Origin of the sequence: Caballeronia sp. LZ065 (genome assembly GCF_031450975.1) — a bacterium.
GTDB lineage: Bacteria > Pseudomonadota > Gammaproteobacteria > Burkholderiales > Burkholderiaceae > Caballeronia.
Window position 1 is genome coordinate 476,242 of sequence record NZ_JARUXV010000001.1, and the last position, 12,130, is coordinate 488,371.

10 protein-coding genes and 1 pseudogene are annotated in these 12,130 nt (G+C 64.4%); 2 read left to right on the forward strand and 9 right to left on the reverse strand.

Features of this window, described 5'->3' with window-relative positions; genetic code table 11:
- Positions 1–7: 7 nt before the first annotated feature.
- The gene (locus QCE63_RS02235; RefSeq protein ID WP_309830115.1) at positions 8–1,321 is read left to right on the forward strand and encodes a DUF3443 domain-containing protein; all 1,314 of its coding nucleotides are present in this window, start codon (positions 8–10) and stop codon (positions 1,319–1,321) included.
- A gap of 57 nt (positions 1,322–1,378) precedes the next feature.
- Here the strand turns inward: QCE63_RS02235 and QCE63_RS02240 are convergent, their stop codons facing one another.
- The 4 genes from QCE63_RS02240 to argS all read right to left on the reverse strand — a co-directional run bounded on the left by QCE63_RS02240 (position 1,379) and on the right by argS (position 5,686).
- Positions 1,379–2,155 (reverse strand): SDR family oxidoreductase, encoded by a 777-nt coding sequence (locus QCE63_RS02240; RefSeq protein WP_309830117.1) that lies wholly within the window; start codon positions 2,153–2,155, stop codon positions 1,379–1,381.
- 20 nt (positions 2,156–2,175) lie between these two features.
- Positions 2,176–2,823, reverse strand: coding sequence for a thiol:disulfide interchange protein DsbA/DsbL (locus QCE63_RS02245; protein WP_309830119.1), 648 nt, complete (start codon positions 2,821–2,823; stop codon positions 2,176–2,178).
- Between the two features lie 175 nt (positions 2,824–2,998).
- On the reverse strand, positions 2,999–3,760 hold the full coding sequence (locus QCE63_RS02250; protein WP_309830121.1) for an SPOR domain-containing protein: 762 nt from the start codon (positions 3,758–3,760) through the stop codon (positions 2,999–3,001).
- Positions 3,761–3,901: 141 nt separating this feature from the next.
- Complete coding sequence (gene argS, locus QCE63_RS02255; RefSeq protein ID WP_309830124.1) at positions 3,902–5,686, reverse strand: arginine--tRNA ligase; 1,785 nt, start codon at positions 5,684–5,686, stop codon at positions 3,902–3,904.
- 314 nt (positions 5,687–6,000) lie between these two features.
- Between argS and QCE63_RS02260 the strand changes: the two genes are divergently transcribed.
- On the forward strand, positions 6,001–6,327 hold the full coding sequence (locus QCE63_RS02260) for a DUF1840 domain-containing protein (RefSeq protein WP_309830126.1): 327 nt from the start codon (positions 6,001–6,003) through the stop codon (positions 6,325–6,327).
- A 159-nt stretch (positions 6,328–6,486) separates the two neighbouring features.
- Here QCE63_RS02260 and QCE63_RS02265 read toward each other — a convergent pair whose 3' ends face one another.
- The 5 genes and pseudogenes from QCE63_RS02265 to QCE63_RS02285 form a co-directional block, all read right to left on the reverse strand.
- Positions 6,487–6,675, reverse strand: coding sequence for a hypothetical protein (locus QCE63_RS02265; RefSeq protein ID WP_309830130.1), 189 nt, complete (start codon positions 6,673–6,675; stop codon positions 6,487–6,489).
- Positions 6,676–6,873: 198 nt separating this feature from the next.
- A pseudogene (gene metH / locus QCE63_RS02270) lies at positions 6,874–9,580 on the reverse strand (methionine synthase).
- 28 nt (positions 9,581–9,608) lie between these two features.
- Positions 9,609–10,667 (reverse strand): homocysteine S-methyltransferase family protein, encoded by a 1,059-nt coding sequence (locus QCE63_RS02275; RefSeq protein WP_309830132.1) that lies wholly within the window; start codon positions 10,665–10,667, stop codon positions 9,609–9,611.
- A 231-nt stretch (positions 10,668–10,898) separates the two neighbouring features.
- Positions 10,899–11,156 (reverse strand): DUF3567 domain-containing protein, encoded by a 258-nt coding sequence (locus QCE63_RS02280; RefSeq protein ID WP_309830134.1) that lies wholly within the window; start codon positions 11,154–11,156, stop codon positions 10,899–10,901.
- A 133-nt stretch (positions 11,157–11,289) separates the two neighbouring features.
- A complete protein-coding gene (locus QCE63_RS02285; protein ID WP_309830136.1) occupies positions 11,290–12,078 on the reverse strand; it encodes an alpha/beta fold hydrolase in 789 nt (262 codons plus the stop codon).
- Between the last annotated feature and the right edge of the window lie 52 nt (positions 12,079–12,130).

The following is a 12,130-nucleotide window of genomic DNA, read 5'->3' on the forward strand; positions in this document are numbered from 1 at the left end:
TACCGGCATGCAGCACACGACACTCGGCTTTCCCGCCATCAACCCGCAACGCGCCGGCGGTTTCGACCGGTGGGCGCGGTGGATGAGCGCGTTATTCCTTTCGATCATGCTCGCAGCCTGCGGCGGCGGCGGCGATGACAACTCCAGCTCGAACAACGGCGGCTCGTCCGGAGGCGGCGGATCGGGCGGCGGCAGTACCCCCACCAGCCTGGCGACGGCCCAGCCGATCCAGCCCAACGGCACCAACGCCGTGCCGATCAACGTCAATTCAGGCGTGGCCGGCTTCGTCAACATTCCGAATGTTTCGGTCACCGTCTGCGCACCGGGCACCACGGTGTGCCAGACGATCAACAACATCCAGGTGGACACCGCATCGTATGGCTTGCGCGTGCTCGGCTCCGCAGCGCAGCCCGTCCTCACGAGCCTGCCGGGCGTGGCTGCGGCGAACGGCGGCCAACTTGCGGAATGCGCGGGCTTCGCGGACGGCTATACCTGGGGCACAGTTCGCACGGCCGACGTGAAGATCGGCTCAGAGGTGGCGTCGAACGTGCCGATCCAGATCATCGGCGACCTGAACGCGTCGGCTGCGCCGACGGGCGACAACGGCTGCCCGTCCGGCAACGACGAGAACTCGACGGATCAGATCGGCGCGAACGGCATTCTCGGCATCGGGCCGCAGGCGTCGGATTGCGGCAGCCTGTGCAGCACGACGGCCCTCAACCAGATGTACTACTCGTGCAGCAACGGCGCGAACTGCGCGGGCACCACGGTGCCGGTGGCTCAGCAGGTCACCAATCCCGTCACTCGCTTCGCGACCGACAACAACGGCGTGATCGTGCAGTTGCCGCCAGTGCCCGACGGCGGCGCAACCAGCGCGACCGGCGTGCTGATATTCGGCATAGGCACGCAAAGCAACAATGCGCTCGCGGGCGTGACGAAGTTCGGCACCGACCAGTACGGCAACCTGAAGGGCGTCTACAAAGGCAAGACCTACTCAACCTTCTTCGATTCCGGATCGAACGGCAACTTCTTCCCGGACACTTACACGTTGTGCTCGAGTGACAGCGCGTTCTATTGCCCGGGTTCGGAGCAATCGCTGTCGGCGACGATCAGCGGCGACGAAGGCAACGCCTCGATCGTGCCGTTCCAGCTCGTCAGCGCGCGCACGCTGACGGCGGATGGCTCGAAGTACGCGTTCGACAGCCTGGGCGGTCAACTGGGTCTGACGAACATGTTCGACTTCGGCTTGCCGTTCTTCTTCGGCCGGCACGTGTATGTGGGGTATGAGTTGTCGAACAGCTCGGCTTACGTGGCGTTCTGATTCCAGAAACGCCCGCTTGAAAATGAAACCGGCTGCGTCAATGCGCAGCCGGTTTTTTTAGTGCTCGCTCGTGCGTGGCTTGCGCGGCGCGCGTTCGAAGAGCCTGTCATAGAGCCAGCGCGGCAGCGCGTGCAGCAGCATGCCGGCGACACGCATCTGCCACGGGAAGGTCGCATAGCGCACCCCGCGCTCGATCGCGCGCGAAGCCTTCCCGGCAAAGCGGTCGGCATTCATGAGAAAGGGCATCGGATAGGGATTGTGCGCGGTCATCTCCGAGCGCACATAGCCTGGCGCGATCGTGACGACAGCGACGCCGAGCGGCCGCATCTCCACGCGCAAGGACTCCAGATACTTCGCCGCGGCGGCCTTGGAGGCGCTGTACGCGCCCGAGCCCGGCAGCCCGCGCACGCCTGCAACGCTCGCAATGCCCACGAGCGTGCCCCTTCGCGCGGCCGTCATCGAGGCGATGAACGGCTCGAAGGTCGCGACCATGCCGTAATAGTTGATGTCCATCACGGCGCGAAAGGTGTCGCGATCGCCTTCGCCGGTCAGCACGCCGCGGCTCACGCCGGCATTGGCGATGACGACGTCCGCGGGGCCGTGCTCGGCGATGAAGCGGCGCGCGGCATCGGCGAGCGCGGCGGCGTCGCGTACGTCAACGGGATACAGCGAGAGGGAGGCGTCTGGAAACCGGGCGGCGAACGCCGCGAGGGAGTCGGCGCGCCGGGCGACCAGACCGACCGCGGCGCCGCGCCGCACATAATGCTCGGCCAGCGCCTGGCCGATGCCGCTCGATGCGCCAGTGATGAAGACTTTCAGGCGAACTGCTTTCATACCGGCGCTTGACGAGGGGATCAGAGCTTCTTGTCGCGAACTTGCTGGACCAGGAAGTCCATCACCTGCGTGGTGCCTTGCAGGCTGTTGGTCATGGCCGGGCCCGTTTCATACTTGCCCTGCACGACGACCGTCGGCACGCCGTCGATCTTGTAGTCCTGCAACAGCTTGTTGTCGCGCTGGATGGCGCTTTGCGTCGAGAAGGAGTTGTAGGCGTCCAGGTACTTCTTCTTGTCGATGCCCTGCGTCGCGAGGAAGTCCGCCTGTGCCTGCGGCGTCAGCAGATAGTCTTTCTTCACGTGGATCTCGTTGAACACGGCCGGCGTGACCTTCTCGGCGACGCCGAGCGCGTCCAGCGCGTGATACATCTTCGAGTGCGGAATGAAGTCGTCGCGGAACGCCACCGGTACGCGCTTGAACACGACGTCCGGTCCCTGTTTCTTCTCCCATGCCTCGATATACGGCTCGAACTCGTTGCAGTGCGGGCAGCCGTACCAGAAGAACTCGATGACTTCCACCTTGCCGGCGGGCGCGCCGACCGGCTGGGCCGCCTGCAGCACGGAGTAGTCCTTGCCGGCGGTGGGCTCGGCCATGGCCGAACTCGCGACGCTCATCGAGGCGGCAGCAATGCCGAGGGACAGGGCGAACGCGCTAAACAGTTTTTTCATGATGGGAGAGTGAAAGCAAAAGAGTCGCGGAGGCTGGAAAAAAGAGGCCCTCAAGTGGGACACACGATGCTTAAGCCATGCTTAAACCAGGCTTGAACGAAGTCCGGCGTCGCCGATCCTCGCGTTCGCCCGCGCCACGGAACAGTAGCGCGGGCGCCCGAACTCGATGTGCCGCTTACTGCCGCGAGAAACGGATCACGGCGGTATCGACGCCGGCATCGGACAGACGCTGACGCGCCGTGTTCATGTCTTCGAACTTCGCGAACGGGCCAATCCGCACGCGATAGTACGTCACGCCGCCCGCATCGCGCTGCGTGACGCGCGACTCGAAACCCTGGAAGCCAAGACGCGCGCGCTGCTGTTCGGCGTCGGCCTGGGTCTTGTATGCGCCGACCTGCAAGAAGTAGCCTGTATTCACGTCGCCCGGCGCGGGCGGCGTGGTCTTGGCGGTGCCCGGTGCGGAACCGCCCTTGGGCGGCGTAGCGGCGGCGTTGCTGGTGGCGTTCGGCGCGTTCTCGGGCTTCCTCGCGGCGCTCGAGCTTGCGGCCTTCGGGTTCGAATCGGTCGCGCCCGAGGGCGGCACTTCGACGATCTGCGGTTCGTCGAGCATGCCCGACGACTGCGTCTGATTGTTGGTCTGGCCCGGCGCGGTATTCGGCGGCGTGGGCTGCGCGGCTTGCGGCACCGGCTGGCCCGGCGTCTTGCCCTGCAGCGGACGGTTCGGGTCGTAGGGCTGCGCGGCGGCGGGCGCGGAGTTGGTATCCGCCGCCGGCGGCGCGACCTTCGCGACGAACGGGGTGGGCGCGCGGGTGATGTACAGCGCGACGATGACCGCGATGGCCAGGCCGACGATCAGCCCCAGCACGATGCCGATGAAGGTTCCCCCGGTTTGCTTCGACTGCTTGGATTGACTGGTCGTGCGACGTGGTTTTGCCATCGTTTGGATCACCTGCGAGAAAGTCTTCTGGTTTGGCCGACGATTATAGCCGTGGCTTAATACCGATCCGCGCCAGCCTCCCGTCCGCGCGCGCCGAAAAGTCCGATTTCGCAGGGCGCGCGGTGCCGGGGGCGGCAGACATCACATCTTTTGGGGAGCGGAGACGCCGATCGTCGCGAGACCGTTCTCGAGCACCTGGCGGGTGGCGGCCAGCAGCGCGATACGCGCGCTGCGTTCTTTCTCGTCGTCCACGAGCACGCGCTCCGCATTGTAGAACGAGTGAAATTCGCCAGCGAGATCGCGCAGGTAGAAGGCCACCGCGTGCGGCGCGAGTTCGAGGGCCGCGTGCTGGAGCGTGTCCGGGTACTCGGCGAGCTTGTTGAGCAGGGCCATCGCGCGGTCGCTCGACAGCGGCGAGAGATCGGCTTGCGCGGCCTGCGAGAGATCGCCGGCGTAGCGTTCCGTCCAGTCGTTGAGAATCGTGCAGATGCGCGCGTGCGCGTATTGGACGTAGTAGACCGGGTTCTCGTCGTTCTGCTTGAGCGCGAGATCGATGTCGAACACGAACTCGGTGTCCGCCTTGCGCGAAATCAGGAAGAAGCGCACGGCGTCGCGGCCGCGGCGGATCGTCGCTTCGTCGATCTGGTCCGGCGCGGTCTCGTGGCCGGGCGCGAGACCGCCCGACCATTCGATCAGGTCGCGCACCGTCACATAGCTGCCCGCGCGCTTGGAGATCTTCACTTCCTCGCCGTCGCGCATGACGGTCACCATCTTGTGCAGCACGTAGTCGGGATAGCCCTTCGGAATGCCGACGCCCAGTCCCTGCAGCCCGGCCCGTACGCGCGCGATGGTGCCGTGATGGTCCGAGCCCTGCACGTTGATGACCTTCGTGAAACCGCGCTGCCACTTGGTCACGTGATAGGCGACGTCCGGCACGAAGTACGTGTAGGTGCCGTCGGACTTCTTCATGACGCGGTCCTTGTCGTCGCCGTCGTCAGTGGTGCGCAGCCACAGCGCGCCGTCCTGCTCGTAGGTCTTGCCGGCATCGACGAGCGCCGCGACCGTCTTCTCGACGCGCCCTTCCTTGTACAGCGACGACTCCAGATAGAACTGGTCGAACTTCACGCCGAACGCGGTCAGATCCATGTCCTGCTCGTGACGCAAATACGCGACCGCGAAATGACGGATGGCTTCGAGGTCTTCGACGTCACCCCGGCCCTTCACCGGATCGCCGTCCTTCGCCGCGACGGTTTCGCCCGCCAGATAATCACGCGCGATGTCGCCGATGTACTCGCCGTTGTAGGCCGCGTCGGGCCATTGCGCGTCGCCCGGCTTGAGGCCGCGCGCGCGCAGCTGCGTGGAGATGGCGAGGTTGTTGATCTGTACGCCCGCGTCGTTGTAGTAGAACTCGCGGTGCACGTCGTAGCCTTGCGTGCCGAGCAGGTTGGACAGCGCGTCGCCGAGCGCTGCCTGACGGCCATGGCCGACGTGCAGCGGCCCGGTGGGATTCGCCGAAACGAACTCGATCAGCACGCGCCGGCCGGCGTCGCGGGTGGAACGGCCGTAGGCGGCGGCTTCGTCCAGCACGGCCGGGATCACGGCTTGCTTCGCCGTCGCGGCAAGACGCAGATTGATGAAGCCGGGACCTGCAACTTCAGCGCTCTCGACCAGCCCTTTGGCCTGCTCGGCGCCGAGCAAGGCATCGACGATCTGCTGCGCAAGCTGGCGCGGATTGGCGCGCAGCGGCTTGGCGAGCTGCATCGCGACGTTCGAGGCGACGTCGCCGTGCGCGGCGACCTTCGGCCGTTCGAGCACGATGGCCGGCGCGACGAAAGCCGCTTCGCTGGCGCCCTGAGTGGCTTGGGCGACCTGCTTGACCGCGTCGGTGAGGAGCGTTTCGAGAGTGTGTTTGTGTGCGGGCAGCATGCTGAAAGTGATCCAGTGGAGCGGGTCCGGAAGGGTGCGGCGCCCTGATTGTGAACCGCGGGTGAACCGCGCGTTCGCGATTCGCGATGCGAGCAGCGCCGCTTGCCATGTTCATTGCTCAGCGCAAGCTTCGGTGGCGCGCTGAGCGGCGGTTGGCCCGGTTTTAACCCTATGAAGTGGGGATTTTAGCAGGTGCTAATATGTCGAATCAGGGTGTTGTCACGTTGTCAGGGAGACCGGCTCATCGGCGCGCTGCTTGCAAACCGCCTTCTTGCAAACCGCCTATAACCCAACATAAAGCAAAGGACCATGCCATGCTGATCACATTCAAATCACCCGCCGCACCGGACGTCATGATGCTGGAGAACCTGGCGGAATACCTGCTCGGCATCATCGGGAAGAAGCTCACGGAGCGCGGCGTCATCACGCACGAGGAACTGCCCTCGGCCATCCAGAAACTCGAAGCCGCGGTCAGCACTGACAAGAAAGAGCGCGCCGAGCACGACGGCCACTTTCATGAAGGCGAGGAAGGCCACGAGCCGCATGAAATTCCGATCGGACTCGCGCAGCGCGCCTACCCGTTCCTGGACATGATGCGGCTCGCGCAGAAGGACGGCAAAGATATCCTCTGGGGCGTCTGAACGCGCTTGGCCGGCTTTTAGCCCGCGCTTGTCCGTTCGCTGAAAACGAAAACCCGCATCTCGCCGATGCGGGTTTTTTTCCAACAGGTGTTTCTGCTGCGTCGAACGGCTCTTGTCGCGTCGATGCCGGCCGTGCTGTTGCGTACTATGCAGCCCCGCTTACTGCGACTGCCCGTTGGTCGCCGACTTGGGCTTCCGGGGCTTCTTGGGCTTCTTCTTGTGCTCGGTCTGCGGCGGCGAATACGACGATGCAGTCGTGCTGCTGGCAGGCTGCGCGAAGGCAACCGGGCTCCAAGCGAGAACGGCGGCTGCGATCGCTAGGGTGGCGGCGGACGTCAGCTTTTTCATGCGACTCTCTCCGAGACGAATTATGCGTGTCCGTCGTCATGACGGCGTATCGCAGCGACAGTCTACGGAAAGACAAAATTTCCCGCCGCCAGCCTGCCGATTTTTCGCGTCTTTTTCCCTTTATAACGCCGCGCATATGGTTTTTCGCCACACGCTGCGTGGAAGTCCGACTGGTCAGCCGCGCCGCCGGGCGCTAGTTCAGCGCTGCGGCGCGAGCGCCCGTTCGGCTTCGGTCAACGGCATGTTCATGCGCTGCGCATAGCTCGCCAGCTGGTCGTCGCCAATCTTGCCGACCGAGAAATACGTGCTGTCCGGATGCGCCAGATAGAACCCGGACACGCTGGCGGCGGGCGTCATCGCCAGCGATTCGGTCAGTTCCATGCCGATCTCCTCCGCCTGCAGCACGTCGAACATGGCGCGCTTGACGAGGTGATCCGGACACGCCGGATACCCCGGCGCCGGCCGGATGCCGACATACTTCTCCGCGATCAGCGCGTCGTTGTCGAGCGCTTCGTTCTGCGCATAGCCCCACAGCTCACGCCGCACGCGCGCGTGCAGCGCTTCCGCGAAGGCCTCGGCGAAGCGGTCGGCGAGCGCCTTGAGCATGATCGCGCTGTAGTCGTCGTGATCGGCCTCGAACTGTTGTTCCTTTTTGTCGACGCCCAGGCCCGCCGTCACCGCGAACAGGCCGATATAGTCCTTCACGCCCGACTCCTTCGGCGCGATGAAATCGGCGAGCGAGCGGTTCGGACGCATCACGCCGTCCACCACCGGACGCACGCTCTGCTGCCGCAGGTTGCGCCAGGTCATCGCCACCTGCGTGCGGGATTCGTCCGATGTCGTCGTCGTTCACCGTGTTCGCGGGCAGCAGCGAAATCACGCCGTTTGCCGTCAGCCAGCGGCCTTGGATCAGGCGCGAGAGCATCGACTTGCCGTCGGAGAACACGCGCCGCGCCGACTCGCCGACGATCTCGTCGTTCAGGATCGCCGGATACGGACCCGCGAGGTCCCAGGTCTGGAAGAACGGACCCCAGTCGATGTAGTTCGCCAGCTCGGCCAGGTCGTAGTTGCGGATCACGCGACGGCCGATGAAGCTCGGCTTCTTCGGCGTGGTCGCGCTCCAGTCGATCTTCGTGCGGTTGGCGCGCGCTTCGTCGTAGGTGACCATCGGCTGCGCTTTTTTGTTCGCGTGCTGAGTGCGGATCCGGTCGTAGTCGCTCTTCAACTCGCCGAGATACTTCGCCGCGCCTTCGTCCGACAGCAGGCTCGACGCCACCGACACCGAACGCGACGCGTCCGGCACGTACACCACGGGTCCTTCGTAATGCGGCGCGATCTTCACGGCGGTGTGCACGCGCGAGGTCGTTGCGCCGCCGATCAGAAGCGGCGTCTGCTTGCCGCGGAAATAGTCGTCGCGCTGCATTTCAGAGGCGACATAGGCCATTTCCTCGAGGCTCGGCGTGATCAGCCCCGACAGTCCGATGATGTCCGCGCCTTCTTCCTTGGCCTTCTGCAGGATGGTCGCGCAGGGCACCATCACGCCCATGTTGACCACTTCGAAGTTGTTGCACTGGAGCACGACGGAGACGATGTTCTTGCCGATGTCGTGCACGTCGCCCTTCACGGTCGCGATGACGATCTTGCCCTTCGAGCGCACCTCCGCGCCGGCTTCGGCGAGCCGCTGCTTTTCTTCCTCGATGAACGGAATCAGATGCGCGACGGCCTGCTTCATCACGCGCGCCGACTTCACCACTTGCGGCAGGAACATCTTGCCCTGACCGAACAGGTCGCCGACGATGTTCATGCCGTCCATCAGCGGGCCTTCGATCACGTTGATCGGACGGCCGCCGGCGGCGTCGATCTTTTGCCGGACCTCTTCCGTATCCTCGACGATGAAGTTCGTGATGCCGTGCACCAGCGCATGCGACAGCCGCGCCTCGACCGGCTGGTTGCGCCATTCGAGGTTCTCTTCCTTCTTCGCCGCACCGGTCTTGAACTTGTCGGCGACTTCGAGCAGCCGGTCGGTACCGTCGTCGCGGCGGTTCAGCACCACGTCTTCGGTGCGCTCGCGCAGTTCGGCGTCGAGATCGGCATACACGCCCAGCTGGCCCGCATTGACGATGCCCATGTCCATGCCTGCCTGGATCGCGTGATACAGGAACACGGTATGGATCGCCTCGCGCACCGGATCGTTGCCGCGGAACGAGAACGACACGTTCGACACCCCGCCGCTCACCTTCGCATAGGGCAGGTTCCGCTTGATCCAGCGCGTCGCGTTGATGAAGTCGACCGCGTAGTTGTTGTGCTCCTCGATGCCGGTCGCGATGGCGAAGATGTTCGGGTCGAAGATGATGTCTTCCGGCTCGAAGCCCGCTTCGTTCACCAGGATGTCGTACGAGCGCTTGCAGATCTCGGTCTTGCGCTCGAAGGTGTCGGCCTGGCCTTTCTCGTCGAAGGCCATCACGACCGACGCCGCGCCGTAGCGGCGAATCAGCTTCGCGTGATGCAGGAACTGCTCCTTGCCTTCCTTGAGCGAGATGGAGTTGACGATGGCCTTGCCCTGCACGCACTTGAGGCCCGCTTCGATCACCTCCCACTTCGACGAGTCGATCATGATCGGCACGCGCGCGATGTCCGGCTCCGACGCGATCAGATTCAGGAAGCGCACCATGGCGGCTTTCGAATCGAGCATCGCCTCGTCCATGTTGATGTCGATGACCTGCGCGCCGTTTTCCACCTGCTGGCGCGCGACGGCGAGCGCCTCGTCGAACTGGCCGTTCAGGATCATGCGCGCGAACGCCTTCGAGCCGGTCACGTTGGTACGCTCGCCGACGTTGATGAAGAGCGAACCCTCGTTGACGTTGAACGGCTCGAGGCCGGAAAGACGCATCGTGTGATCGGTCATGGTGTGCGGGGTTGTGTGAGTGTCGGTGTCAGGCTGCGTCGCGATACTGCGACGGGAACGCGCGCGGCTTCACGTCGGCGAGCGCCCTGGCGATCTCGGCAATGTGTTCCGGCGTCGTGCCGCAACAGCCGCCCGCGAGGTTCACGAGGCCGGCGGAAGCGAACTCCTTCAGCAGGCCCGAGGTCACATCCGGCGTTTCGTCGAAGCCAGTGTCGCTCATCGGGTTCGGCAGGCCGGCGTTCGGATAGCAGGACACATAGGTATCGCACAGCTTCGCCAGCTCGGCGATATACGGCCGCATCAGCGCCGCGCCGAGCGCGCAATTCAGCCCGAAGGTCAGCGGCTTCGCATGACGCAGCGAATTCCAGAAGGCCTCGACCGTCTGGCCCGACAGGATGCGGCCTGAGGCGTCGGTGACGGTGCCCGAGATCATGATCGGCAGCAGTTCGCCGGTGTCGTCGAACAACTGATCCAGCGCGAACAGCGCGGCCTTCGCGTTCAGCGTGTCGAAGATGGTTTCGACGAGGAACAGGTCGCAGCCCGCGTCGAGCAGCGCCTTCGCCTGTTCGTAGTACGCGTTGCGCAGTTCGTCGAAGGTGACGTTGCGCGCGGCGGGATCGTTCACGTCCGGCGAAATGCTCGCGGTTTTGGGCGTCGGTCCGATCGCGCCCGCGACGAAGCGCGGCTTGTCCGGCGTCGAGTAGCGGTTGCAGGCTTCGCGCGCGAGCTTCGCCGATTCGAGATTCATCTCGGCGGCCAGCTTTTCCATGCCGTAGTCGGCTTGCGCGACGCTCGTTGCGCCGAAAGTGTTCGTCTCGATGATGTCCGCGCCCGCCGCCAGATACTGCTCGTGGATCTCGCGGATCACCTGCGGCTGCGTGATCGAGAGCAACTCGTTGTTGCCCTTGATGTCGCGCTCGTAGTCCTTGAAGCGCTCGCCGCGATAGGCGGCTTCGTCGAGCTTGTAGCGCTGGATCATCGTGCCCATTGCGCCGTCGAGGATCAGGATGCGCTTCTGCAGCAGTTCGGGCAGCACTGCGCCGCGCGTGTAGGCGCGCGCGGTGGTTGGAATGGCGTTCTGGGTCATGACGGACGAGGCCTGCACCAAATGGGAGAGCCTGCCATTGTAGCGGTAGCCACGGGCGGTCGCTCCGGCGGACGGGCGCGGCCGGCGGCGCGCAACGAGGCAGTGCCGGGAAAAAAAGAACCCCGCCGGTTGCATGGGCGGGGTCTTCGGGGAGGCGAGTGTCGCCGGCGCCGCATGACCGTACGGCGGCGGGCGCGCGCCGGCGGCATGCCGGCACGCGCGAACCGTGAATCAGTGAAGCACGACGGGCATGTTCATCAACATATCGAACTGGCCAAGGAATTCGTCCACGTCCTCGAGCGACGGTTCTTCCTCGATCAGCTTTTGCACAGTCTCGCGAAACTTGGCGGCGAGCGCGCCGTCGATGAAGATTTCGCGCTGCGTGTTCTTGTCGACGATCTCGTAACCACCGGCGCGCATCGCGAGATGGTTGTCCTGCGGCGGAAACTCGACGACGCAATAGTTGGGGCTGTTGTAGATCATTTGCATGGCGACACTCCTTATTCCTTGATTGCTCCTGCAGCCTGAACCGTAAGTGGAGCGAGAGAGTGGGAATTCAAGGGGTGGCCCCGATGTGATGCCGTGGTATCGAGGCGTTCTTTTGCAGCAGCTACGGTAAGAATCACGCGGAATCGCGTAGGAAGTTTCCTAGAAACGCGCTGAAACGTTGCGATTCCTCGACTGGCGTGAGGTGCGCGGCGTCGAGTGTTTCGAATTGCGCGTCCGGGATCGTGTCCGCGATCACTCTGGATGCAGCAGGTGTCGTGCCAACATCACGCAAACCGGCAATGACCAGTGTTCGTTTCGCCACGGATGACAATCCCTCACGGGCGTCGAAGCCGCTGACCGCTTCCGCGGCCCGTGCGAAACCCTCGGCGGGCGTACGCGCAATGGTTTCCGCGATCGGCTCGACGACTTCAGGATGGGCTCGGCGAAACTCGGGCGAGAGCCAGCGCTCGAGCGTCGGTTCCACGATACTCGCGGTGCCGTTTTCGCGCACGGAGGCTGCCCGTTGCGCGAAGACCGGGCGCGCGTCGTCGGGAATGAAGGCGGGCGCGCCGGCCACGGTCAGCGTGGCGACCTTGTCCGGGTGGCGAATGGCCAGCTTCTGCGCGACCATTCCGCCGATCGACAGCCCGACTACATGCGCCGTCGGCGCGCCGAGCCGGTCGAGCAGTTGGGCCAGGTCGTCGGCGAGATCGTCGATCGTGAAGCTGTCGGGCGAAGCGGTGGTTTCCCCGTGGCCGCGCAGGTCATAGCGCAGCACGGTGAAATCGTTGCGGAAATATCCGGCCATCTGGTCCCAGACGGACAGATCGCCGGCCAGTTGATGAATGAAGACGACCCATGGGCCGCCGCCTTCGTTGTCGAGAACATAGCGGGTGTCGATGCGATTGATGGTCAACTGCATATCGGCTCCGTCAAGACTGCGGTTTGCGATGTTGTCGAATGACTGTGCTCTG